General features: G+C 42.6%; 22 protein-coding genes and 4 pseudogenes. 7 read left to right on the forward strand and 19 right to left on the reverse strand.

Annotated elements, in window-relative coordinates:
- The first annotated feature begins 111 nt into the window (after window positions 1-111).
- Entirely contained in the window at window positions 112-777 is a 666-nt protein-coding gene (locus OCV88_RS13455) for a Crp/Fnr family transcriptional regulator (RefSeq protein WP_158425956.1), read from the forward strand.
- 30 nt (window positions 778-807) lie between these two features.
- Here OCV88_RS13455 and OCV88_RS13460 read toward each other — a convergent pair whose 3' ends face one another.
- The 5 genes and pseudogenes from OCV88_RS13460 to OCV88_RS13480 all read right to left on the reverse strand — a co-directional run.
- Entirely contained in the window at window positions 808-2217 is a 1410-nt protein-coding gene (locus OCV88_RS13460) for an SH3 domain-containing protein (protein ID WP_158425957.1), read from the reverse strand.
- Between the two features lie 266 nt (window positions 2218-2483).
- Window positions 2484-3284 carry an SDR family NAD(P)-dependent oxidoreductase gene (locus OCV88_RS13465; RefSeq protein WP_158425958.1) on the reverse strand — a complete coding sequence of 267 codons (801 nt, stop codon included), beginning with the start codon at window positions 3282-3284 and terminating at the stop codon, window positions 2484-2486.
- A gap of 79 nt (window positions 3285-3363) precedes the next feature.
- Window positions 3364-3615 carry a type II toxin-antitoxin system RelE/ParE family toxin gene (locus tag OCV88_RS13470; protein WP_158425959.1) on the reverse strand — a complete coding sequence of 84 codons (252 nt, stop codon included), beginning with the start codon at window positions 3613-3615 and terminating at the stop codon, window positions 3364-3366.
- Between the two features lie 3 nt (window positions 3616-3618).
- A complete protein-coding gene (locus OCV88_RS13475) occupies window positions 3619-3918 on the reverse strand; it encodes a type II toxin-antitoxin system RelB/DinJ family antitoxin (protein ID WP_158425960.1) in 300 nt (99 codons plus the stop codon).
- A 71-nt stretch (window positions 3919-3989) separates the two neighbouring features.
- A pseudogene (locus tag OCV88_RS13480) lies at window positions 3990-4468 on the reverse strand (hypothetical protein); the annotation flags it as partial.
- A 116-nt stretch (window positions 4469-4584) separates the two neighbouring features.
- On the opposite strand from OCV88_RS13480, the gene OCV88_RS13485 reads away from it, so the two are divergent.
- The gene (locus OCV88_RS13485) at window positions 4585-4719 is read left to right on the forward strand and encodes a hypothetical protein (protein ID WP_262591331.1); all 135 of its coding nucleotides are present in this window, start codon (window positions 4585-4587) and stop codon (window positions 4717-4719) included.
- A 182-nt stretch (window positions 4720-4901) separates the two neighbouring features.
- On the opposite strand, the gene OCV88_RS13490 is transcribed toward OCV88_RS13485, so the two are convergent.
- The 10 genes and pseudogenes from OCV88_RS13490 to hemA all read right to left on the reverse strand — a co-directional run bounded on the left by OCV88_RS13490 (window position 4902) and on the right by hemA (window position 15514).
- Window positions 4902-5927 carry a PDDEXK nuclease domain-containing protein gene (locus tag OCV88_RS13490; RefSeq protein WP_158425961.1) on the reverse strand — a complete coding sequence of 342 codons (1026 nt, stop codon included), beginning with the start codon at window positions 5925-5927 and terminating at the stop codon, window positions 4902-4904.
- Between the two features lie 316 nt (window positions 5928-6243).
- A pseudogene (locus OCV88_RS13495) lies at window positions 6244-6591 on the reverse strand (23S rRNA (uracil-5-)-methyltransferase RumA); the annotation flags it as partial.
- Window positions 6592-6747: 156 nt separating this feature from the next.
- Window positions 6748-7699: pseudogene (gene rhuM, locus OCV88_RS13500) on the reverse strand (RhuM family protein).
- 189 nt (window positions 7700-7888) lie between these two features.
- The gene (gene rlmD / locus OCV88_RS13505; RefSeq protein WP_158425962.1) at window positions 7889-9157 is read right to left on the reverse strand and encodes a 23S rRNA (uracil(1939)-C(5))-methyltransferase RlmD; all 1269 of its coding nucleotides are present in this window, start codon (window positions 9155-9157) and stop codon (window positions 7889-7891) included.
- Between the two features lie 72 nt (window positions 9158-9229).
- A complete protein-coding gene (locus OCV88_RS13510; RefSeq protein WP_262591333.1) occupies window positions 9230-10450 on the reverse strand; it encodes a class I SAM-dependent rRNA methyltransferase in 1221 nt (406 codons plus the stop codon).
- Between the two features lie 84 nt (window positions 10451-10534).
- On the reverse strand, window positions 10535-11359 hold the full coding sequence (nudC, locus tag OCV88_RS13515) for an NAD(+) diphosphatase (RefSeq protein WP_158425963.1): 825 nt from the start codon (window positions 11357-11359) through the stop codon (window positions 10535-10537).
- A 67-nt stretch (window positions 11360-11426) separates the two neighbouring features.
- A complete protein-coding gene (gene cobA, locus OCV88_RS13520) occupies window positions 11427-12941 on the reverse strand; it encodes a uroporphyrinogen-III C-methyltransferase (RefSeq protein WP_158425964.1) in 1515 nt (504 codons plus the stop codon).
- The gene (hemC, locus tag OCV88_RS13525) at window positions 12938-13822 is read right to left on the reverse strand and encodes a hydroxymethylbilane synthase (RefSeq protein WP_158425965.1); all 885 of its coding nucleotides are present in this window, start codon (window positions 13820-13822) and stop codon (window positions 12938-12940) included. The genes cobA and hemC overlap by 4 nt, the downstream gene beginning before the upstream one ends.
- Window positions 13819-14286, reverse strand: coding sequence for a precorrin-2 dehydrogenase/sirohydrochlorin ferrochelatase family protein (locus tag OCV88_RS13530; protein WP_158425966.1), 468 nt, complete (start codon window positions 14284-14286; stop codon window positions 13819-13821). The genes hemC and OCV88_RS13530 overlap by 4 nt, the downstream gene beginning before the upstream one ends.
- Window positions 14276-15514: a glutamyl-tRNA reductase gene (gene hemA, locus OCV88_RS13535; RefSeq protein WP_158425967.1), complete on the reverse strand. Its 1239-nt coding sequence runs from the start codon at window positions 15512-15514 to the stop codon at window positions 14276-14278. The genes OCV88_RS13530 and hemA overlap by 11 nt, the downstream gene beginning before the upstream one ends.
- A gap of 279 nt (window positions 15515-15793) precedes the next feature.
- Here hemA and OCV88_RS13540 point away from each other — a divergent pair, with 279 nt between their 5' ends.
- The 5 genes and pseudogenes from OCV88_RS13540 to OCV88_RS16100 all read left to right on the forward strand — a co-directional run bounded on the left by OCV88_RS13540 (window position 15794) and on the right by OCV88_RS16100 (window position 19484).
- Window positions 15794-16543, forward strand: coding sequence for an energy-coupling factor ABC transporter permease (locus OCV88_RS13540; protein WP_158425968.1), 750 nt, complete (start codon window positions 15794-15796; stop codon window positions 16541-16543).
- Window positions 16543-16923 carry an energy-coupling factor ABC transporter substrate-binding protein gene (locus OCV88_RS13545; protein WP_158425969.1) on the forward strand — a complete coding sequence of 127 codons (381 nt, stop codon included), beginning with the start codon at window positions 16543-16545 and terminating at the stop codon, window positions 16921-16923. Before OCV88_RS13540 ends, OCV88_RS13545 begins: the two co-directional genes overlap by 1 nt.
- Before the next feature lie 65 nt (window positions 16924-16988).
- Window positions 16989-17771: a cobalt ECF transporter T component CbiQ gene (gene cbiQ, locus OCV88_RS13550; RefSeq protein WP_158425970.1), complete on the forward strand. Its 783-nt coding sequence runs from the start codon at window positions 16989-16991 to the stop codon at window positions 17769-17771.
- Window positions 17772-17813: 42 nt separating this feature from the next.
- Window positions 17814-18413, forward strand: a pseudogene (locus OCV88_RS16095) (energy-coupling factor ABC transporter ATP-binding protein); the annotation flags it as partial.
- Window positions 18414-18638: 225 nt separating this feature from the next.
- Window positions 18639-19484: a sirohydrochlorin cobaltochelatase gene (locus OCV88_RS16100; protein WP_262591356.1), complete on the forward strand. Its 846-nt coding sequence runs from the start codon at window positions 18639-18641 to the stop codon at window positions 19482-19484.
- Window positions 19485-19685: 201 nt separating this feature from the next.
- On the opposite strand, the gene OCV88_RS13565 is transcribed toward OCV88_RS16100, so the two are convergent.
- From OCV88_RS13565 to OCV88_RS13580, 4 genes are read right to left on the reverse strand one after another with little or no spacing between them, the layout of a single operon-like run.
- Complete coding sequence (locus OCV88_RS13565; RefSeq protein ID WP_262591336.1) at window positions 19686-20924, reverse strand: PDDEXK family nuclease; 1239 nt, start codon at window positions 20922-20924, stop codon at window positions 19686-19688.
- 19 nt (window positions 20925-20943) lie between these two features.
- Window positions 20944-22542: a hypothetical protein gene (locus OCV88_RS13570; protein WP_158425973.1), complete on the reverse strand. Its 1599-nt coding sequence runs from the start codon at window positions 22540-22542 to the stop codon at window positions 20944-20946.
- The gene (locus tag OCV88_RS13575; RefSeq protein ID WP_158425974.1) at window positions 22523-22795 is read right to left on the reverse strand and encodes a hypothetical protein; all 273 of its coding nucleotides are present in this window, start codon (window positions 22793-22795) and stop codon (window positions 22523-22525) included. Before OCV88_RS13575 ends, OCV88_RS13570 begins: the two co-directional genes overlap by 20 nt.
- The gene (locus tag OCV88_RS13580; protein WP_158425975.1) at window positions 22792-23730 is read right to left on the reverse strand and encodes a hypothetical protein; all 939 of its coding nucleotides are present in this window, start codon (window positions 23728-23730) and stop codon (window positions 22792-22794) included. Before OCV88_RS13580 ends, OCV88_RS13575 begins: the two co-directional genes overlap by 4 nt.
- Window positions 23731-23773 lie beyond the last annotated feature (43 nt).

Raw genomic sequence — 23773 nt, forward strand, 5'->3', positions numbered from 1 at the left:
CTCTTCTCTCTTCTTTTTGAATCATATACAGATTACCATTGTCAGAAATGGAAATGATATTATATAATCATACTATCTATTATGTTGTTTTCACAACAAAGGAGCAGATCAATGGATACAAAATTACTTGCCAACTCACTTTTATTCCGCGGAAATACAGAAACAGAGATTGCCTCTATGCTGAATTGTCTTGGCAGCCGCTTAAAAGCTTTCAAAAAAGGAGAACTGATCTTCCACGCCGGAGAAATCCTAGAGCACGTAGGTATCGTAATCTCAGGACATGTTCATATTGAAATTGACGATTTCTGGGGAAACAAAAGTATTATGAACATTATTGAACCGGGACAGATTTTCGCTGAAGCCTATGCCTGCACCCCCGGAGAGCCGCTGATGGTAAATGCAGCTGCCGCCTCTGAATGTGAAATTCTTTTTCTTAATATAAAAAAAATTCTGCAGACCTGTTCCAGCTCCTGCATCCACCATAACAGACTAATCCAGAACCTTCTGACCATAATGGCCCAGAAAAATCTGCAGCTTTCTAGAAGAATGCTTCACACCGCCCCAAAAACAATCAGGGAACGGCTGCTGGCCTATCTGTCCTTTCAGGCTCTGCGCCAAAACAGCCACCGGATTACCATTCCATTTAACCGGCAGCAGCTGGCTGATTATCTGAATGTGGATCGAAGCGCACTGTCCAATGAGCTTGGCAAAATGCAGCGGGACGGTATTTTAGAAGTGCATAAAAATCAGTTTATTTTAAATACGGAGCACCTGTAAAACTATATATCAATCCTTTTTATTTTCGTTTTACAGCCGGATCAGCTTTTCTAGCGACTCCATCCATGTATTTCCGTTTTTTCTGATTACATCAAGACTGCTGATAACAACAGAATTTACCTTCCGGACCTCATTCTCAGAAGTTCCCTCCGGGGCAAAGCTGCCGGTTGCGCTCAGACAGTAAAACTTACCCTCTGCCTCGCCCAGGTAAAGCATAATGTGCCCGGGAAAATAAAGAATTGAGCCAGGAGCCGCCTCACCAAGCAGATCTTCTTTTTCTTTTACTGTCAGATCTTTCAGCTCCCCATTGTCCTCTCCCGGCAGCATTGCAAGACCGCTTCCGTTTCTGGGCAGCTCAAATCCAAAACACTGATAGAGTTCCATTACCAGACTAGAGCAGTCCCTGGCATCCACCATTCCTCCCCAGCCATATACTTCTCCCAGCATTTTAAAAGCCTGCTCTAATACTGCGGGCTCTGTATATTCCAGATATCCGACACTGACGTCTGCAGAAACCGGAACCAGAACCTCTTTATAGCTTAAAGATCCGTCTTCATTTCTGACAGGAAAATCAATAATATAGCTGTCATAGGACACCCGGTTTCGAATACTTTTCACGGTTCCCGGCTTTTCTGCCAGAGCAAATTTCGTCCCCATGGTTAATTCTCTGTTAGAAACAGCCGGTTCATAGGGATCCTCATTTAACAGATAACGGCTTCCCGTTACAATCAAAAAGGACTGCGCATCCACGGCCTGCTTCCATTCATCATAATTTCTGCACAGACCGATGGCATCTGCCGATACCCAGCCCCGGTAATTTCGGATACATACATAATAAAATTTTCCGTCCGCGCTGGTATGTAAAATTGCTGCCGGTTCATTCAAAAGTATGGCCGTCTCCTGAAAAGTATCATCATATCTGTCATCCTGCTGTGCTGTCACCGCATCAGCTGTTGGAAATGTCCTTACACTGCTTCTTTCGGTGCATACTCCCCATCGTACTTTTGGCTCCTCCGGAATATGATCAAGGTTTTTATTTGCTTCTATCCGCTTCCAGTCGGCATCCGATAACTGCCTGCTGCCACTGTAATACGGGCCTTCAGAGGGAATCTCACTGCTCTCAAGCCAGCTTTGCAGCTGTGCCCTTTCCATTCCCTCCGCCAGGGAATCCAGATCATATAAGGAAGCCTCTTTTCCAATATTCTGCTGTATCATCTTATTATAATCGGATATTTCAGCAGCAGTCATCAAAACCGTATGATCTTCCCCTCGCCGGTTTATCCAGTATTCTGCCGTATGTATATCTGCCAGACTGACAGTTCCGGTTTTCACTTCTCTTTTCTCACTTTCTGGTCCTTTCTGACCGGCGCACCCGGTTAAAAACATAAAACCGGCAAGTACTGCCGCCAGATATCTTTTTTTAAATATAAACTTTTTCACCAGCAATTATTCCTCCATTTCTGACTGACTTTATATTCATAACTCAATTTATAATCTGTATTCCGGAAAAATCCTACAAATGCAGAATTATCTATCCAGCCAGATTGCTTTTGCAGCATACTTCCCGGCCAATCCAGTGCAATCCTGCAAATTATTCTCGATACAATTTCTTCGTGTGATATAAAAAGAAAGATCCGCTATACCGCAAACTGCATAATATAACGGATCTTTCACTCTTTCCTCTGCCTAAGAGCTCAAGTTCCAGACTATGGTCTCTGTCCCATGCCGCCTTCCAGCGTCAGTGTTTCTCCACTCATATATTTAAAATCCGGAGACGCAAGCTGTACGCAGACTCTTCCGATTTCTTTTTCTACATCCCCGTAATGGCCGGCCGGCGGCATTTTTACATTTGCTTTAAAAGCTTCCGGATACTCTTTTTCAAAATTCTCCAGCTGTGCAGTCCATGCAAGAGGGCAGATTACATTTGCATTAATCCCATCCTTCCCCCACTCTGTAGCCGCAACTCTTGTAAGACCTCTGATCCCTTCTTTTGCAGCCGCATATGCACACTGCCCGTAATTACCGAAAAGTCCGGCTCCGGAAGCAAAATTAATAACACTTCCCTTACTTTCTTTCAGATATGGATAGCATGCTCTCATATAATAAAACGCCGCATATAATCCGGAATAAAGAGAAAGATCAAACTGTTCCTTTGTATGATCTGCCAGCGTCACTCCGGAAGCAGAAGCCTGTGCATTATTAATCAAAACATCAATTCTGCCAAAAGTGTCTATTGTCTGTTTTACAACATTTGCCACAACAGCCTCATTGTCAGCCTGTGCACTGACATCTGCCTGTACCGTCAGCACTGAAATTCCATACAGCCTTTCCAGCTCCTCTTTTGCATCCTCCAGTTTTTTCAGGTTCCGCCCTGTAATTACAAGGTTTGCTCCCTCTTTTGCATAAGCAGTGGCAATACCATAACCAATTGAGCCACAGCGCCCGTCACTGAGCACAGCTCTGCCCGCCCCTGTAATAATCGCTGTTTTACCTTTTAAAAATCCCATACATTACCTCCTGTCTGCTATCCTGAATATAGTATTTTTTCCGGATAATATTCTTTTTTCATACAATATATTGTATCAGTCAGATATCCCAAAAGCAGATAATAAAGTTTTTAACCAATGCCTTACGCACACCTTCTGTTCTCCACGGTTCTTCATCCACCAAAGACATTCTCCCTGGCATATCTGCAAGAGAATTTATTGTATTTTCCATTTCATCAAGCAGGTTATATGCAGCATCCGGCGCACACAACTCATGTGCAATGTAATGTGTAATCTCTTGCATCTGCTCTAGTGCCTGTCTGGTTACTTTTACCTCATAAGTTATTGCCATGCATTAAACACCTGCTCTAAGGCTGGAAAATGCATCTGCCACTGATACAGACTCATCTGCTTTTGCCTGCTTTAACCCCTTCTCCATCATTGTATCAAATTCTGCTTCTGATAAAATATCTCTTGTTGGAATCGCTTTTGGTAATGTCATCATGAAAGGAATCCCATTATGATTGATCACCTGTCTATATGTCATATCAATAAATACAGAAACTGGTATACCCAATTTTTCAAGAATCGCTTCTGCGCTTTCTTTAATATCCGGCTGTATACGAGCTGTTACATTTGCTGTTTTTGCTGCCATAAAGATTACCACCTTTCCTTTTTTCTAAGTATAGAATAGTATTTTGTATCGCAAATTGCAATACATTTTCGAAAAATCAGCAATCTACGATTATCATACACACTCTCTGAATTAGTATTTCCACATCGGATTGCTCTATCCAATCCCATAATTACAGCAATGGCGCCATCCATCGAAGAACTGGATGACCTCCGCGAACCAGTTTCTGTTCCAGAGTCAACTTCGTGAGTTCCTTCGTAGGTGGTGACATATCCTTAAATCCCTGACTGAACGGAACTACTATAAATCCCATTCCTTCCAATTCTTCTTCATTCACTGTAAAGGAACAGGCATCCCACTTGTCCATTGGCATCCACCGGACTGCCTGTTTTACCCACTGATTCAAACAAAGCTGTCTGAATGCATTCTCTTCCCTCGGATTCTGTTTTGCCGAATCGCAGGCTGCCTGAACTTTATCAATACCAACGTAATCCCAAGAGACGGAATTTACCTTCTCCCATACCTCTGGTTCCGTCCAGCCACCATTCTCATCTGCACCATAAATCACCGGAGGTACACTCATCCCACACACATGCACTAGACGCTTAACACTACACAGGACTTTCTCCCGAGGCACTGAATCAATTACATCAGTATCGTGAAATTCTCCCTCAGGAACCCGATTGGATGGAAATTGTAGATGTAGAAGAAAACTGGGCTTCTCATAAAAACTACAGAGTCTTTGCACAATATCTTATTGAAAACACGATTATGGAAAAATTGCCTAAGGCTCTACATATCAACACTAAGTTTAATGTGTGAATCAGGCTTGGTTTTTTGGTTGTCCAAAAGGATGACAGTCTCCACATGAGTACCAAATCAAAACATATACCCACAAAATCACGGAAATATCGGCAATATTTATACAGTACTAATACTACTCATGCATCCGTTTTCCCACAAAATATAGATTCTATTAATTTTGTATCACCTTAATGCAAAATCTACTCCTCATTACCAATACTTTCTTCTACTGTCTTAATAGATTCCAATGCTTGATATTCCTGCTTTAATTCACGCAACAATTCTTCCTCGCTTGGTAAATACAATTTGTATTTTGAAGCGAAAATCTGTGTTTCATTTTCAGGTAACGTATACTTAACTACAGACTCACTTTTATCGGCACACAAAACAATACCAATCGGCGGATTATCTCCTTCATTCATAAGTTCTCGTTCATAATAATGAACATACATCTGCATCTGTCCTAAATCCTGATGTGTTAAGTCTCCAACCTTTAAATCAATCAACACAAAACATTTTAAGATGTAATTATAGAATACAAGGTCAATTCTAAAATGACGTCCGTCAAATGTTATTCTTTTCTGCCTTGCGACAAATGAAAATCCTCTGCCAAGTTCCAAAAGAAATTTCTGTAAATGTGTAATTAACGCTTGTTCTAAATCACTTTCATAAAAATCATCATTAGGTGTCAGTCCAAGAAATTCTAATACATATGGGTCACGAATGACATCTTCTGGTTTCCTTGCCGGCTCTAATGTCTGTATTTCTTCTGCAACCTGCTCCTTATTTTTACTGGATAATAACCTTTCATAAAAAAAGGAATTTATCTGACGCTCAAGCTGTCTTGTACTCCATTGAGATTTTACAGCTTCCTGCATATAAAATTCTCTTGCATTTTCATTCTCTACTCGCATTAGAAGGCGATAATGCGTCCAACTCAATTCGCTACGCAATGCGTAGCCATTTGGAAATGTTAAATAAAATTGCCGCATATTTTTCAAATTTGTAACGGTAAATCCTTTACCAAAATCCCGTGTCATTTGCTTTGACAACTCTTTTAACAAACCTGCACCATACGCAGCCTTTTCATTACCGCCTTGTTCTTCAATGATTGATTTTCCTATATTCCAGTAGGCTTCAACCATTGCAAAATTAGCTGTCTGATAAATCTTATTTCTTGCTGAGATTAAAATTTTTTTAATCTCATTATAAAATTGTTCATTCATAAAAGTCCTCCGCTAAGCCACACAAAACATTCACCTCATGTTTTATTTATACAGATCTCTTCTAAGTCGATTCACAAGTATATTAAACTGTTCCTCATTTTTCAGCTGAATAAGCAGGAAAAAGTACAATTTGAGCAAATACAATTATAGATTCGTATACCCTCTTTTTTCATCAAAAATATACTTCTTTCTGTCTTGCATTGGTTGAAAGACGAATGTAGACAACACTAACGTTATAACTGAAGATCCTAGTATGCTGATAATTATAGATAATGTTATATCTATACTCATTTTCTAATCCCTTCTGCCATGATTCAATAATTTCAAAATGCTTCAATGCATCCTTTATTGCCTCTACCTTCTCTGCTGTCGGATGTTTCTTCGGCTGTTTCAATTCCTCTACCGCATTAGGAGCATCATACATCGGTAAGCCTAAATCTCTCTTAACCTCTGCAATATATGCAGTATGTACTTTGAAGCCGTATTTTGCTTCTATGTACTCCTTAATCATCTTGTAGGTAACTCGCTCTTTTGGCTTGTATGCAACGGCTTTCTTAGCAATATTATCAAGCGGCACTTTGCCCTCGCCCTCGCCAAACTCAACTTTTACGTTGATATGACTGTCGGGCTTTTTGTGGGAAAGCAGTACTACCGTCTCCACATGAGTACCAAATCAAAACATATACCCACAAAATCACGGAGATATGGATAATACTTATACAGTACTAACACTAATCGCGCAACCCTTTTCACACAAAAATATATTTAATACCATTTTTACACCATTTATTTTCTTCTGCTTTTTCCTACTTTATAAATTCTACTTTTCTCTTTCTTCTAATTCCATCAAAAACTTATCATAATCAGACATAAAGAGTCTGTCTTGTACAATACGATATTTTTCAAATTCTGTTTCTGCATGAAGTTTTGCCTGCTCTGCACTAATCTTACCTGTACCTGTAAGTATCTCATTTCCATTAAATTCCAGAAAACCATCCAAGCGCTTTGCCCAATCTTCCATACTCATCGGAATGTGACGTTCTGCCTGTAATTCTGCATAATCAAGATATAAAGACACAATCCTTTCCATATAGGACATTTCTTTGTCATTCAAATAATTCTTTGCAATTGACACATCAGCTTTTACAATTTTTCCATTTGGAGCTGCTTCCCATGTAGACAATCCCATATGTTCCTCTTCTGCATTAGCTCGTTCAGCAATAAGTTCTGCTGCCGTATGTCTATGAACAGCCCAATGCATTTTATTTTGTACGTTCTGAAAGCCTTATCTCGCGGATGTTCTCTAACTGCCGCTCAAAATACTCATCTGTGAACATATGACCTTTTTTTAAACGCTCTTTATCCATTGACCAACCCTGAATGGTATAATCTTTAACAATTTGTCCCGACCATTTCCGAAAGCGAACCGCCCTGTCATTATTAACCTTAAATCCCACTGCAATAATCATCTGCAAATTATAATGGATAATTTCACGGTTTACCTGCCTTGTTCCTTCCGTTTGAACTATTCGGAATTTCCGAACAGTTGCTTCCTCCACAAGTTCACCATCGCCATATATTTTTTTAATATGCTCATTTATTGTCGGCAAACTTACGTCATAAAGCTGTGCCATCATTCTCTGCGTCAGCCATATATTCTCATCCTCATAGCGCATTTCCATACTATCCGCATTATCTCCGATAGATGCGACATATGTCAGATATTCTGCTGCCGAGCTATGAATAGCTATCTCATTTTTCTTTTTTGTCAATATATTTCTCCCAATGCAATTTTTCATCGTTACTCTAACACTAAAACCGCCTTTATCTAACGAGTTCAAATTTTATTTATAATAAGTCCTTTCTCAGCCGCATTACCAACACATTAAACTATTCTTCATTTTGCTGTTAGAAAAATCTTTCTACTTCTTTTGTTAAACCGTTATCCTTGGAAATCAGCTTCAACTTAGGAATTTAACTCGCTCTTTCGGCTTATAGGTTTCTGTCCTTTCGGAGATTGCCTTTAAAGGAACTTTACCCCTACCCTCGCCAAACTCGACTTTTACGTTGATATGACTACCAGGTAACTTACGGGACAGAAGTACTACCGTCTCAACATGCCCCGTAAACCCGAACATATCCACCGGCCACGCTTCTTTCATCTGATATCCTTTTTTTGTCAGATATTTTAAATCTCTGGCAAGAGTTTCGGGATTACAGGAAATGTACACGATTTTTTCAGGGGAAAGCCTCACTGCGGATTCCATAAACTCTTCCGTACTCCCGCTTCTTGGCGGATCCATAAAAACCACATCCGCTTTTTCCTTTTGCATTGCCATCTTCCGCATAAAAGCGCCGGCATCCCCCTGGAAAAAACGGATATTTTTTATCCCGTTAAGTTTTGCATTCCGCACTGCATCCCGGACTGCATCCTTATTAAGCTCCACACCTATCACTTCTCTGGCGGATTTTGCGGCTATCATACCGATAGTTCCGATTCCGCAGTAGGCATCCAGTACCCTTTCTTCTCCGGTAAGCCCTGCAAGCTCTATAGCCTTTCCATAGAGCACCTCTGTCTGCACCGGGTTTACCTGATAAAAAGATTTTGCTGAAATGCGGAATCTGCATCCGCACAGCTGATCTTCAATATATCCTTTACCGTAAATAACCGTTTCTTTCTCGCCCAAGACCATACTGGTTTTTTTATCGTTTACATTGATAAGCACCGTTGTAATTTCCGGGTGGAGCTTTAACAGTGCTTTCACAAAATTGTTCTTAGATGGCAGAATAGGAGAAGCAAGCACCAGCACCACCATGATCTCTCCGCTGGCAAATCCCCTGCGGATCAGTACATGGCGAAGGAGACCATAGCGGGTATCCTCATTGTATACTTTAATTTTAAAAGACTTTAACAGTCCCCTGATATCATTAATAATTGCATCCGCCTTCTGATCCTCAATGAGACACTCAGTAACAGGAACTACTTTATGCGTTCCTTCCTGATATACACCGGAGACAATGGTCCCATTTTTCTGTCTGTCAAACACTGCATGGACTTTATTTCTATAATGATATGGATTTTCCATCCCGATTATGGGCTTTACCTTCCCAAAGGGTTCTAGCAGCTTTCTTACCTTTGTCTGTTTTTGTTTTAACTGCTCTTCATAGGGGATTCCCTGATACTGGCAGCCGCCGCATTTTTTTGCCGCCGGACATTTCTTATTTTCCATAAAAACTCCTTTATATTCTCAACAGCTCCATCTTATTTTTTAGGTTATAGCAGATTATAGCAAAAACCCCGCCTACTTTTCCTCACATACCTGGAAAATATAAAATTTCAGGTAATAAGACTCATCTGCACACCAGAGAATCGGATGGTCCGGCGCCTGGGTTTTAAATTCCACCTGCCGCAGTCTTTTATGTACATTCCGGGCCGCCTGATGAATGGTTTTTGTAAATAACTCATAGGACATAAAGTGTGAACAGGAACAAGTGGCCAGATAACCGCCGTCTTTTACCAGTTTCATTCCACGCAGATTGATTTCCCGGTAGCCTTTTACCGCATTTTTAACAGACTTTCTTGACTTTGTAAATGCCGGAGGATCCAAAATTACCACATCAAACTTCTCACCTGCCGCTTCCAGCTTGGGAAGAAGTTCAAACACATCCGCACACTGAAACTTTACCCGCTCTTCCAGTCCGTTTAAAGCTGCATTTTCCCGGGCCTGTGCACATCCAAGCTCCGATGCATCCACGCCAAGTACCTCTTTTGCACCGGCGATTCCAGCGTTTAAAGCAAACGATCCTGTATGCGTAAAGCAGTCCAGTACTTTTGCACCTTTGCACAGTCTTTGAATTGCCAGCCGGTTATATTTCTGATCCAGAAAAAAGCCCGTTTTCTGACCGTCTTTAACATCCACCAGATACTTCACGCCATTTTCCGTAATTTCTACTTTCGTATCAAAGGATTCTCCTATAAATCCTTTCAAACGCTCCATGCCTTCCTGTTCCCGGACTTTTGCATCGCTTCGTTCATAGACGCCGCGGATTTTTATTCCGTCCCCAAGAAGTATTTCTTTTAATAATTCAATTAGTACAGGCTTTAACCGGTCAATGCCCAGAGCCAGAGATTCCACAACCAGCACATCCGAAAATTTATCAATAACTATGCCTGGAAGAAAATCCGCTTCTCCGAACACAATCCGGCAGCTGGAGATATCCACGGTTTTTTTCCGATATTCCCAGGCGTCCCGCAGACGCATAGTTAAAAACTCCCGGTCAATTACCTGATCTTTGTTCCGGGTCATCATTCGAATACGGATTTTAGAATTTTCATTAATAAATCCTTTCCCCATAGGATAACCGTCAAAATCATGTACAATAACAATGTCGCCATTTTCAAAGGAACCGGCAACAGAAGCAATCTCATTATCAAACACCCACATACCGCCGGCCTTTATCGTCCTTCCCTCTCCTTTTTTCAACGTTACCACTGCCAGATTTTTATGTTCAAACTGTTCCACACACTTGTCCTCTTATTTTTATTTTAACTATCTTTATACTATTTGTTACTTTATTTTTCTTGTTGTATCTTTTATAATTCACTGTCATATCCGGCCTTCTGAAAACCGACAGAGCATTTCATTGGTCAGGGTAAAATCATCACAAACCATAGAAAGTTCTTCTCTGGAAACCCATTTCGCCATTGAAAGCTCATCCTCCTGGATGGTGATCTTATCACTGCCGTCAAGTTCACAAAAAAAGCCAAACAGGAGGCTTTCGGAAAAAGGCCATGGCTGGCATTTATAATATCTCAGATTTTTTACTTTGACGCCGGTTTCTTCAAAAACTTCCCGGTGAACGGTTTCCTCAATGGTTTCTCCGATTTCTGTGAAACCGGCCACCAGAGCATACCGTCCCCGGTCCGGCCCCTTATATTTTGTTACAAGAATTTTATCTTCATGAATAACCGCAGCAATTACACAGGGGCTGATTTTAGGATATTCCATATTGTTACAGTCCGGACAGCGCATCATCCGTTCCTTTTCATCCGGCACCAGTTCCCGGCCACAGCGGCCGCAGTATTTGTGGCTGTCATACCAGCCTGCCAGCTGCATAGCAACCAGCCCCGCAAAGGCCAGATGCTTTGGAGCGGCAGGTCTGAGAAAATGAATTTTTCGCAGCTCATATCCATCCAGGAAAAGATTGCGGCACAGAAAGAACCTGGTATCATTGATGGCAAACAAATATGTAAACATTCCCATTTTTCTGATATTCTCAGGAAGTTCATTATAAACAGGATAGCTGATTGTCCCATCCTGCTCCTTTAACAGGATTTTTCCATCTGTAATTCCAATAACAAAATCCTCTCCTGCAGGACTCATATTCTGATATTCATTATGATAAATAAACGGTTCTATTTCCTGAAACATTCTGCCTCATTCTCTTTCCTTTGTATTCTGTATTTTTTATATCTCCAGGACTTTACTCCCCGGACTTTTACCCCAGATGGTGTTTTAACTTTATTACCAGATCTGTCAGTGAATCTATCGTTGCCTGTTCTGCCATATAAGTTTTCATGCCAAACTCATCCGCCGCAGCTTTCGTCTGTTTTCCGATGCAGGCAGCTGTCACCTTTGTATAATCCAGCCCCGGCACTGCATTGACAAACCCTCTGACAGTAGATGCGCTGGTGAATACCGCACAGTGCAGTCCCGTCTGTTCAAAAAATTTTACCTCATCCACCAGTTCTGACTGTTCATAAACAGTATCATAAATAGGCAGGTCTGTAACCGCCAGATCATCTCTGACCTGCAGCGCTTCCAGAAGTTCCTTTGTTCCAATAGCTGCTCTCGGAATCAAAATGCGGGCTCCGGGCTCACATTTAGCCGCCAGTTCTTCTCCCAGCGCCTTTCCGTCAAACACCTTTGGCATCAGATCCGGAAAAATTCCCCGCTCTTCCAATGCTCTGCCCGTCCCGGTTCCCAGAGCGGCAATTTTCAGATTCCCCAAACGCCGGATATCCATACGAAGCTCCCTCATATACTCATCAAAGAAAATCCTCACACCGCTTGGACTGGTAAAGGCCATCCACTGATAACTGTCAATACATTCCAGTTCTTTCTTTATTTCAGTCCGGTCCTTTACCGCAGATACAGCAATGGCCGGAAGCTCTAACACTTCAGCTCCCTGCATTCTCAGCTTTTCTGCCATAACAGAAGTCAGTTCTTTAGGTCTGGTAACCAGTACCTTACACCCAAACAGCGGGAGATACTCATACCAGGAAAACTTATCCGCATTTTCACAGACGCCGCCTACCACAATAATAGCCGGTGTTTTTATTCCCTGCCGCTCCACCTGAGCCTTTAACTGAGACACCGTCGATACTATTTTTTTCTGTCCTGCGGTTGTTCCCTGCTGAAGAACCGCCGCCGGAGTGTCGGGAGCCATACCGGCTCTGATCAGATTCGTGCAGATATCTTCAAGGGCTGTTACCCCCATTAAAAATACAAGGGTTCCTTTTGTATCCACCAGCGCTTTAAAGTTAATATCATATTCCTGGCCGGCCTTTTTATGACCGGTGATAATATGAACCGATGAACAGTAATCCCGGTGGGTTACTGGAATACCGTTATAGGCGGGCACTGCAATGGAGGAAGTCACACCGGGAACTACTTCAAAGGGAATCTGATGCTCCTTTAAAAGCTCCAGCTCTTCACCGCCTCTTCCAAATAAAAACGGGTCTCCTCCTTTTAAACGCACTACCCGATATCCTTTTTGGGCCTCTTTCAGTAAAATCCGGTTAATCTGATCCTGGGGAACCAGATGATGTCCGGCCCGCTTTCCAACGTTAATGGTTTTCACGCCCTTTGGCACCATGGCCAGCACGCCGTCTCCCACCAGGCTGTCATAAACTACCACTTCCGCCTGCTCCAGTATTTTTTTCCCTTTTAATGTAAATAATCCAATATCTCCGGGGCCTGCACCTACAAGCCATACTTTCCCACTTTTCATCCGTCTACTTCCTTCTTTAATTCTGCCGCCAGCATCCGTCCCAGGTCTTCGGCATTAGCCCGCTTCCCTTCTGCTGATTTTTTTCTGTAAATCTGTTTCTCTTCACTATAATAAAGTCCCGTCAGATGCACACTCTCACCTTCTGCCCTTGCAAAAGCCGCCACCGGGGAAGAACATCCGCCGTTCAGATAGGCAACAAAGGCCCGCTCAGCCAAAGCCTCCACCGCAGCATCTGCATCCTGGTAGTCTTTCAGATAAGAATAGTCTTCTCCGCATCTGCCCTGAACCGCAAGGATTCCCTGACCGGCCGCAGGCAGTATTTCCTCCGGTGAAAAGTATCTTGAAATACGTGATTCTAATCCCAGTCGTTTTAATCCCGCAGCCGCCAGAATTGTTGCGCCATATAACCCGTCATCCAGCTTTTTTAAACGCGTCTGCACATTTCCCCTGATACTCTCAAAAGATGCCTTTGGATAAAGTTCTTTTAGCTGAAGAATTCTTCTGAAACTGGAACATCCAATAGGTTTGGAAAAATCAATTTCGGTTTTTCCCGCTGGCAGTATCAGCGCATCCCTGGGATCTTCCCGTTTTGAGAAGGCTATTATAGGAAGCTCCTCTGAAATCTCCATGGGCATATCTTTCAGAGAATGCACCGACAAATCACTTCTTCTCTCCATCAGTGCCCTATCTAGTTCTTTTACAAACAGTCCCTTTCCTCCCACTTTATCAAGTGTCCGGTCCAGAATCATATCCCCGGTTGTCTTCATTGTCAGCAGTGAGATTTCCGTTTCCGGAAGATTTTTTTTAAGATATGACCGCACCATTTCACTTTGAATCACTGCCAGTCTGCTCTCCCGGCTTCCGATAACAATTTTTTTCATAACTTTTCTATCCTTTCCCGCAGCTGCCGGGCCCGGCCATGGCTGCTTCCCCCGGCATTCACACCTATTACGTCAGCTCCCCGTTTCACGATTCCCGGGAAATAAAAATCACACTGAATTTTATCTGATGCATTATTAACAATAGCTCCCTCATCGTGTCCGTCCTGACAGATCTTTGCATTCAATTCCCGATTATCTGTAGCGGCCAGCACCATATACATCCCTTTACAGCAGTCCGGCTCATAGGGTTTACATAATATATTTATTTGTGACCTGCCAGAAAGCTCCCGGACAGTTTCTGAAATCTCCGGCGCCACCACTGTTATATCCGCCCCAAACTGAGCCAGCACAGCAATTCTCCGGGCGGCTATGTTTCCGGCCCCTGCCACCAGTATTTTTTTCTTCCACAAATCTATAAATAACGGAAAATAGCCGGTTTCCTCCGGTCTTTCATTACTCGTCATATACTTCTTCCAGTCCTTCCAGACAGTCCAGAAACTCTTCCTTATCCAGCGAATCCCTGAGACCGAAAATCAACTTCATAATCACCTTGCCAGCCGCTGTATCAATGCTGTTCTTCAGCGCTTTTTTTTGTTCCTCTTCCAGCGGAAGCCTCCCCAGAACTTTGTGAATCCGAAGATACAAATCTTCCACGGCGCTGGCTTTCACCTCCTGAATCCTTGGAATCATATCTCTTCCCTGAAGCCAGGAGTAAAACTCTTCCATTTCTTTATCCAGAATCCTTCGGGCCTCATTTACAGACTGCCGGACTTTATCACTCATATCGTTAAGCTTAAAATCATCAATATCATACAGCCGTACCCACTCTAGTCCCCCAGCTTTCGGATCAATATCCCGGGGCACCGCCAGATCAATAAGAATCAGCTTTTTTCCTTTGGGCCTTATCTCCACCTGCTCTAACAATTCTCTGGTAAGCGTAAAATTTGGACTGGCTGTGGCACTGACCACCAGATCACATTCCGGCAGAAACTCCATCCGTTCTCCGTAATTAATTCTAGAACACCCCAGAGGAATATTCACCATTCCGCTGCGGTACTGTCTTACAGTTACCGTTACGTCTGCTCCGGTCTGCTGCAAAGACTGGGCTGCCAGCTTTCCCATTTCGCCATTTCCAATCACCATACAGGTGGAACGGTCAAAGAGAAATCCCCGCTTTTTCAGCATCAAAATCGCCTGGTCCATAGCAGTCTCATTGGCTCTGGAAAAAACTACTTTGGTTTTCACTTCCTTGGCCGCCGTGACAGCCTTCCGAAATAATACTTCCAGTACTCCATCTGTTGTAAAATTCTCTCTGGCCCAGGACAGAGCGTCCTTCACCTGAGAAATAATCTGATCTTCCGCCAGAATCTGGGATTTCAGCCCGCAGGTCAGCCAGAACAAATGCTCGGCAGCTTCGTGTCCCTGCCGGTATATAAATGCAGATTCATACGCTTCTTTCTCAACCTGTTTCTGCCGGCAGAGCAGCTCCAGCAGATCTTCGTCAAAGGTCTCCTCTGTGCTGAGCCACAGTTCCATCCGGTTGCAGGTGGATATAATAATACAGCCCATAATCCCCGGCTGTTCCTTTAAATTCAGCATCATTTCTGCACTGCTTTTCTTCGTAAATGAGAACAATGCTCTGGTATCAACATCCGCCGTTGTATGGTCAATACCAATCATCTGAATACCCATTTTTTCTCCTCCGTTATTTCCGTTTCTCGCTAAGGAATATCATACCGGAGTTTCTTTATTTGTACAACCTATTTCCTTTGGCTGTTCTTTTAGGAAAACACCTCCAAAGCTCTTGAAAATAAGAGAATTTTTCTCAATTGTGATTTTTTTTATCTTTTTGGCGAATTTTATAGAATTTGCGGGAAAAAAATTGACGCTTCAAAACTCTGCCGTTAGAATGTATATCATTGAATGAATACGATTCCTGCGTTTTTTTTACCCCAGGAGAAAGGAAAAATTATGACACTCAGACAAAAAAGAATCGTTATGACTGCCACAGCCCTGGCCTTTATTTTTGGAATTGCGCCGGCAGCCAGCGCTATGCACATTATGGAAGGATATCTTCCTGCTAAATTCTGCATTTTATGGGGAATTATCTGTATCCCATTTCTAATTGCCGGCTTTTTTTCTATAAGAAAAACGCTGACCGAGAACCGCAGGACGCTGACCCTGCTTGCAATGGCCGGAGCTTTCGTATTTGTAATTTCATCCCTTAAGATTCCGTCGGTGACGGGAAGCTGTTCTCACATGACCGGAACCGGACTTGGAGCAATTTTATTCGGCCCTTCTGCAGTCAGCATTCTTGGCATTATCGTACTGCTCTTCCAGGCAATTCTGCTGGCACACGGCGGACTTACTACACTGGGAGCAAATACATTTTCCATGGCAATTGCAGGCCCCTTCCTTTCTTACGGAATTTTTATCCTCTGTCAGAAATGTAAAGTAAACCGCAGACTGTCCGTTTTTTTGGCGGCCTGTCTTGGTGATTTATTTACATACTGCATTACCGCCTTCCAGCTGGCAGCGGCATATCCGTCAGAAAGCGGCGGCATAGGCGCATCTGCGGTGAAATTTCTGGGGGTTTTCGCCCCTACCCAGATTCCCCTGGCAATTATTGAAGGACTGATTACACTGCTGATTATCATGGCCCTTGAAAACTATGCAAAGCCTGAACTAAAAGCTCTCGGTTATTTAAAGGAGGCGAAATAATGAATAAATCCAAGCACAATAAAACACTTGCTATTGTCCTTATTATTGCAATTATTCTCATCGCCCTGATTCCTCTTTTCGCATTAAAAGGAGCTGAATTTGGCGGTTCTGATGACGCCGGCAGCCAGATGGTAAACGAAATCACCGGCGAGGAATATGAACCCTGGTTTACCCCGGTGCTGGAACAGGCCTTAAACGGAGAGCTTCCAGGAGAGGTGGAAAGTCTCTTTTTCTGCGTACAAACCGGCATCGGCGTTGGCATTGCCGCCTTTGTTATGGGACGCCTGGTAGAGCGCAAAAAATGGATGAAAGAAGACCAGGAAGAAAAAGCTGACTCTGATCCTAAGTCAAAGCAGCTTCCGCCTGCAAAACAACCGTAAATATATCATGGGGGACGGGCTTATAATGTCCGCCCCCCCGTAAATGTAAATAAGGAGAAGTCATTTTGCTTCTGATTGATAAATTATGTTACTATTCCAAACTCAGATATATCAACGCCGGTGAAAAGTTTCTTTATTCCATCATTACCATCGCCGCCTGTATCATCAGCCGTTCTCTGATTATCGCACTGCTGGTATTTACCGTAAATACAGTTTTAACAGTGGCCATTGCCGGTATTTCAAAAAAACGGTACCGAAATCTGATGCTGATTCCGGTTGCTTTTCTCATCTTAAGTACACTGGCAGTTATTGTAAACCTTTCCCGTACACCAATGGATGCCTTTGCCATCCCTGTGGGAAATTTTTATATTACAGGAAGCTTCTCTTCTGTTTTCTTCGGCATACAGCTGATGGCAACTGCCCTGGCCGCAGTATCCAGTCTCTACTTTTTATCACTGAATACTCCCATGCCGGATATCCTGATGGTGCTTTCAAAGCTTCACTGTCCGGCTATGATCAGTGAACTGATGCTTCTGATCTACCGTTTTATTTTTGTATTGCTAGAAGCCGCGGTAAGCATTATGATATCCCAGAAATCCAGGCTGGGATACAAAGACTATAAAACCTCGCTGAAATCTTTTGGCTCCATGATCTCTGTTCTTTTTATCAGAGCCATGAAAAGATCCAACGCTTTGTATGACGCCATGGAATCCCGCTGCTACGACGGCGCCATCCATGTCCTGAATGAAACTTCTAAACCAAATAAGAAAGAAATCACAGCAATTGTTTTCTTCACTGCAGTTCTTGCTGTGCTCACCATATTAAAAAAATCGGAACTGATCTGGTAGCTTTTCAGACTTTCAAATCAGTCTCCCTAAGAAAGGTTATATATGAACGATATTATTTTAAAAGCCGACAATCTTTATTTTTCTTATGATGATGAACAAAGCCACTCTCTAAACGGACTATCACTGGAAATCAAAAAAGGAAAAAAAATTGCCTTTATGGGAGCCAACGGTTCCGGTAAATCTACATTTTTCCTCTGCTGCAACGGAATCCATAAGCCTTCCCGGGGAACTCTTTATTTTAATGGAAAACCTGTAGATTATTCCCGGCAGGGACTTTTGGATTTAAGAAGCAAAGTAGGAATCGTATTTCAGGATCCCGATCATCAGTTATTCTCTGCCAGCGTCTATCAGGAAATTTCCTTTGGTATTTTAAATCTGGGGGTTTCTGCTGAAGAAGCCCAAGAGGAGGTAGAACAGGTCATTGAACAGTTGGAGATTACCCCATTTCGGCACAAGCCAACTCACGCATTAAGCGGGGGACAAAAAAAGCAGGTGTCCATCGCAGACATTCTGGTGATGCATCCGGATATCATTATTCTAGATGAACCTGCCGCTGCCTTAGACCCCAGACATACATCTATGGTCAATCACATTGTAAACCAGATGACCAGCCAGGGCATTACCGTAATGATGGCAACCCATGACGTTAATTATGCCATGGAGTGGGCTGATGAAATTGTTTTGTTAAAAGACGGAAAGCTTCTGATGCAGGGCTCCCCGGAAGACGTGTTTTCCAATAAATCCGCCCTGGCATCCACCAATCTTGAACAGCCCGCCTGCCTGCAGCTGTTTGACAGCCTGAGCAGTAAGGGTATCCTGAAAATGTCTCTGCCGGTTCCAAAAAATCTGTCTCAGCTAGAACACTACATTCAGCAGCTTTCTGCACCTGCTTTTGTCAGCTCCAGACCTCAGAGCAGGCAACCCCGGCAGGCAATTCTTGTTGTAAGCTTTGGGACCAGCTACCATGAAACCCGTAAAAAAACCATTGATGCCATCGAACAGGCTATCGGTTCAGCCTTCCCTGAGCACCGCATTTACCGGGCATGGACAAGCAAAATGATTATGAAAAAGCTCCTGAAACGGGACGGTATTAAAATTTTTAATGTAAAAGAGGCAATGGCCCAAATGGCAGCTGATGGTATCACAGATGTCATTATTCAGCCAACCCACGTTATTAACGGTATTGAAAATGAACTTATGATTGAGGACGCTCTCTCCTGTAAGGATAATTTCCACTCCATCCGTTTTGGACCCCCGCTGCTCACCAGCAGCGAAGACAACGATGCCCTGATTTCTATTATCCACAATGCTTTTTCAGACCTGGCAGACGACGAAGCACTTGTTTTAATGGGACACGGCACCACTCATTATGCAAACTCTATTTATGCTGCTATGGACTATACATTCAAGGATAAAGGATATCCTAATATTTTTCTGGGAACAGTGGAAGCATATCCTTCCATGGAAACACTGCTGCGTATGGTAAAGGAGCAGCATCCGAAAAAAATAATTCTGACTCCATTTATGATTGTTGCCGGCGATCATGCAGCCAATGATATGGCCGGTGATGACCCGGATTCCTGGAAATGCCAGTTTATACAGGCAGGCTTTGAAGTGGAATGTGTACTGAAAGGACTTGGTGAATATCCGGAAATCCACAATCTTTTTATCCGCCACATTAAACAGGCCATGCAGCAGGAGCCAACCCCATAAATTCAAGTCTCGCTCTCGCGAGGCTTGGTGCGGGATTGGGGTCAGCTTTGCTGACAATATTCTATTCCAAATTGCTGCACATCTGATATATCTGCTCTGATTACAAAAAACCGCAGATCTGCTTCTTAGCAGATGCCTGCGGCTTTTTTGTCGTTTCATTTCTTATTTTCATTTGTGATACTGTCCATTCAAGTCCCGCTCTTACAGACAGAAACGTTTTAGTTCCTTGCTGAGCCCGGAAATTGTAAACTGATGAGCTTCATTTAAAATATAGATGCCAAGATCTTTGGCCCGTTCTCTCACAAAGCTGAAATTCTGAAGATGTTTTTTCCCATAGTCCGTTAAAACCAGAATCTTTCTTGCATAGCCGAATCCATAATGATTGGCCACCACATATAATTTGTACAGCTCATCTACAGACACTGCCCCATTTTTACAGGAAACAAAATAAGGAACCAGATGGTGCATCATAATCACATCAATTTCATTGACGGTATTGGTCTGATTGTCATCCAGATGGGGATTTCCGTCCCAGTCCAGATATACGCTGGCCTTAAGATCCTGAAAATACTTTGTTCCCTCTTCCTCATCCTCCATTTCTTTTGCCGCAAGATATACTGCCAGCTCCAAAACCGTGCCGGATTTTGTAAGACACTTATGGATATCTGCATTTTTATACGAAAATATATATTGATCCTTTGCGGCCTGAAAGTCTAAAATATATCCTCCCTGCCGCAGCCTTCCAAACAGTTCCGTCTCAAAGCATTCCCCGTTTAATTTACTTTCATCTTCCTTTGAAAGACAAATTTTCAAAGATTGCTCCTCACACTGTCCATATTTCTGAATAATTTCAAGATTAGAAATCAACGTATTCCAGCCTGTGCAGTCCTGTCTGCACAGGTTCCAAAGCTGATGTACATCACGAACAAACTCCGGTGTCCATGAAATTTCCTCAGCGCTGCTTTTGGCAATCCCTGAAGAAAGAATGGTTCCTCCATAAATCTTTACCAGCTCCGGCACAGTCAGTTTCGGCAGCACGCCGTCCCAGGCATGATTCTCCACTTCATCCATATCTACGTAATTTCCGCTGTTTAAATTAATGCGGTGCAGCTGCACCCGTTCCTTAAACCGCTCATAAACCATACCAAGAGCCACCATCACGGATTCCTCTCCACCGGTCAGGTTAAATTCACACTGTTCATTCTGATCCAGAATTTCACAGAGAATATCAACCATGGACAGCAGATTATTGGGATTCAATGTACGGCTCTCCACCTGGGTTTTCATACCTCTGTCCGATAGCACCTCCCGGCAGTTATCGGCAAACTTTTTCATCTTTTTCCCTTTAGAGCCCAGGAAGATCACTTTTTCAGGACGCAGGTACAAAATCCCGGCTATATTTTCTAACGCTCTCTCATCATAAAATTCTACCAAAGTCATAATTATCTGCTCTTTTGTTCTACCCTTCATTATAAATTTCGAACATGGTATTATAGGTGTCATCGTCTTTCATCTGCTCTTCCAGAGCCAGATCCGAAAAATCTACCAGCAGATTATGAAAATGTTTCTGCTTATCTCTTTTTGGCGCATAATCCCAGTTCTGTAGATAATGATAACGCATCCAGCGCAGATGTTCAATCTCACGCATTTTGTTTTTTTCTTCATCCGAAAGATTTCTGTAAATTTCTTTCAGAAAATCGCCCTTTTTCACTCCTTTTGGATACGTATAGCCCTCCATCAGAATCTGTTCCTTCACACACATATGATCCGCCTGTGCAACGTTGGAATACTTGGTAAAATAGTTCATGCTGTTCCAGTCCTGTAAAAAATGAGGACATGAAATACATGCATTTAAAGTTTTCTGACAGCTTCCTGCTTCCTTTTCCCGGCATCCTCCATATTCGGCCGGAGCATTTCTGATATAAGTAGCGTGGCACATTTTAGCCCGTATCAGAGTACTTTCCCCAAGAATCATTTCCGGTTCACACATCTGCTCATCCGTGCCATATGGAACAATCTGCATTTTTTCAATATCCCACAATGTTTTCAAAATCTGCTCATTAAATACCTTTATATATATTTTATTCATTATGAAATATTTGTGCAGTTCATTTAAAATCAGCAGATTGCGCTCTTCCTCATCATAGGCCAGTATAATCCGGTCCGCCGCCTGAATCAAAGCTTCATCTTCATACCAGAGCTCTTCATGAAAGATAACAGAATCTCTTCCCTCCACCCGGTTTTCTTTATCATTTCCCACATTAACAAAGCGAGATAATTTATGATGAAGATGCTGATATTCTTTGCTGTTCCCAAAAATATGGTACTGCAGATCGGATGTAATATCTCTGACATTCATCAGCAGTCCCTGATTTAAAATTTCCTGTCCGTAATTTCCAAATCCAATAATAACAATTATTTTTTCATCTTTTTGAAGCAGATTTTCCTTCCAGTATGCACGGCCGCAGTTTTCCGCCAGATTACAGATCTGAAGCCCTTGTTCTTTATAGGAGCCCCGGGCAATACGCTCCGTACACAAATATAATATTTTATCAGGATTCCCAAACAGATCTTTTTCATGAACATGAAGATACTGAAACATTTCATAATCCGTATCAAAAATCAGAATCTGCCTGGGTGCCCGAAAAGAAAGAGGACTTTCAGAAACTACCGCATGTTTTCCGATTTTCTGTCCCACCACCGGAATATATCGGCTGTCCCCGTGAATGGCTGCCGCATCTTTTTTGCGGACCTTTCTGCGGACCTGCATATTTTTAAACACCGCAGACAGCACCGTAAACAAAACTGCCACTGTCATACAGGGCGCCGCCCACCTTGCAATATTAATCAATAGATTTACATCTTCTTTATCTACATTCAGCTGCAATCCATACAGACACAAAGCATCATAAAAACCACTGATCACGCTTCCCCCATATAATAATGAAAAACCAATTCCTCCAATTACAAAAGGCGAAGCAATGATTCCAAACTTTACTGTTTGACGCAGTCTGCGTTTCCTTTTTTCTGTCATAGCATCACACTTCAGATCTTCCATCTGATCCTTTCCATTTGTCCGGTTCCTTTAAAATAATCCGCTGGTCAATCACTCTTGCCTTCATATATTCCCCGAAGATTTCCCCGTCTATAATATCAATCAGCGCCCCATAGACACCGCTGTATGCCCTGCACTCTCTGCACTCCATAACATGCCTCTTGCATTCTGCCTCTTTTTCTGTTAAAAGTTCACCCGCCAGTTCCTTTCTGGCCAGCTCTTCCAGCATTGTTTTTTCCGGATGTTCCATCATCATGCTCTGTCTCCTTTTTTTCTGCTCTTTACTTTATTTGCCGCAGCTTTAAAATCCGCATACTCCATCAGAATCTCTGTCATAGTCGGATCCTTTAGAATGCTGGAAGCTATTTTATCAATAATTGCTTTGTTCACACGAATACACCACTGGCTTGCAGCTTTTGTATGAAATTCTTCTGTAATTACAATATCAGAAACAGGAATTACTTCTTCGTCTTCACAAACATAAGCCTTGTTCAGATTTTTCAGATACCGCTCTCCCCATTCATACTGATGCTCTCTGTCACTGCTGTTAAACTCTTCTTTAAACTCCTCTGACAGCTGGCCCACATTATGATCCTTCATATACTGAAACGCCCAGTCCACAGCATTGTTTTTATTCTCATCGCCAATAATATGAGACAAAATCTTAGCGTATCCAAGACAGAGCAGCATATAAGGCTCCCGTTTAAAATCAAAAAATTCCATCATATACATATGAATCACCTGGCTGATAATCTGAAACTGTTCCTTCTTCCAAAAATAATCAAATGGATTCCCCTGGGGATCAGATACTGTCTTTAAAGGCTGGCCCCCCTCTTCCATGCCCTCCAGGGACTGAGAATGCACCAGTTCCTCAGCCTTTTTCGTCCCATAACGGACAGCAAGACGCCGGTATATTCCCACACAATATCTTAAAACATCCTCAGGGGCAATGCGCTCGTCAGACTGCCAGAAACCCTCTGAAAGTTTTCTGCACACTGTCACACAGCCCTCCGCCATAATTTCCTGTTCCAGCTCCGTATCATAAATATTATAATCTTTCAGCTGTGACTTAACTGCCGCCCCTGCATAGCGCTCAATCAGTTCCAGCAGCAGTCCGCAGGCATCCATATCGTTTTTCTGCATCAGCGGATATAATTCTGCCGCCTTTTTTGAATCCTGTTCCCAACTCATACCTTATACTCCTTTATCCTGAACTCACTTTTGTGGTATGTCT

The organism is Brotonthovivens ammoniilytica (genome assembly GCF_025566885.1).
Taxonomy (GTDB): domain Bacteria; phylum Bacillota; class Clostridia; order Lachnospirales; family Lachnospiraceae; genus Brotonthovivens; species Brotonthovivens ammoniilytica.

What these genes read in the sequence shown, in the direction of transcription:
- OCV88_RS13455 (WP_158425956.1), top strand. Translation starts at nt 112, where the DNA reads ATGGATACAAAATTACTTGCCAACTCACTTTTATTCCGCGGAAATACA.
- OCV88_RS13465 (WP_158425958.1), bottom strand. Translation starts at nt 3,284, where the DNA reads ATGGGATTTTTAAAAGGTAAAACAGCGATTATTACAGGGGCGGGCAGA.
- OCV88_RS13470 (WP_158425959.1), bottom strand. Translation starts at nt 3,615, where the DNA reads ATGGCAATAACTTATGAGGTAAAAGTAACCAGACAGGCACTAGAGCAG.
- OCV88_RS13475 (WP_158425960.1), bottom strand. Translation starts at nt 3,918, where the DNA reads ATGGCAGCAAAAACAGCAAATGTAACAGCTCGTATACAGCCGGATATT.
- OCV88_RS13485 (WP_262591331.1), top strand. Translation starts at nt 4,585, where the DNA reads ATGGAAATTGTAGATGTAGAAGAAAACTGGGCTTCTCATAAAAACTAC.
- OCV88_RS13490 (WP_158425961.1), bottom strand. Translation starts at nt 5,927, where the DNA reads ATGAATGAACAATTTTATAATGAGATTAAAAAAATTTTAATCTCAGCA.
- rlmD (WP_158425962.1), bottom strand. Translation starts at nt 9,157, where the DNA reads ATGGAAAATAAGAAATGTCCGGCGGCAAAAAAATGCGGCGGCTGCCAG.
- nudC (WP_158425963.1), bottom strand. Translation starts at nt 11,359, where the DNA reads ATGTTTCAGGAAATAGAACCGTTTATTTATCATAATGAATATCAGAAT.
- cobA (WP_158425964.1), bottom strand. Translation starts at nt 12,941, where the DNA reads ATGAAAAGTGGGAAAGTATGGCTTGTAGGTGCAGGCCCCGGAGATATT.
- hemC (WP_158425965.1), bottom strand. Translation starts at nt 13,822, where the DNA reads ATGAAAAAAATTGTTATCGGAAGCCGGGAGAGCAGACTGGCAGTGATT.
- OCV88_RS13530 (WP_158425966.1), bottom strand. Translation starts at nt 14,286, where the DNA reads ATGACGAGTAATGAAAGACCGGAGGAAACCGGCTATTTTCCGTTATTT.
- hemA (WP_158425967.1), bottom strand. Translation starts at nt 15,514, where the DNA reads ATGGGTATTCAGATGATTGGTATTGACCATACAACGGCGGATGTTGAT.
- OCV88_RS13540 (WP_158425968.1), top strand. Translation starts at nt 15,794, where the DNA reads ATGACACTCAGACAAAAAAGAATCGTTATGACTGCCACAGCCCTGGCC.
- OCV88_RS13545 (WP_158425969.1), top strand. Translation starts at nt 16,543, where the DNA reads ATGAATAAATCCAAGCACAATAAAACACTTGCTATTGTCCTTATTATT.
- OCV88_RS13565 (WP_262591336.1), bottom strand. Translation starts at nt 20,924, where the DNA reads ATGACTTTGGTAGAATTTTATGATGAGAGAGCGTTAGAAAATATAGCC.
- OCV88_RS13570 (WP_158425973.1), bottom strand. Translation starts at nt 22,542, where the DNA reads ATGGAAGATCTGAAGTGTGATGCTATGACAGAAAAAAGGAAACGCAGA.
- OCV88_RS13575 (WP_158425974.1), bottom strand. Translation starts at nt 22,795, where the DNA reads ATGATGATGGAACATCCGGAAAAAACAATGCTGGAAGAGCTGGCCAGA.
- OCV88_RS13580 (WP_158425975.1), bottom strand. Translation starts at nt 23,730, where the DNA reads ATGAGTTGGGAACAGGATTCAAAAAAGGCGGCAGAATTATATCCGCTG.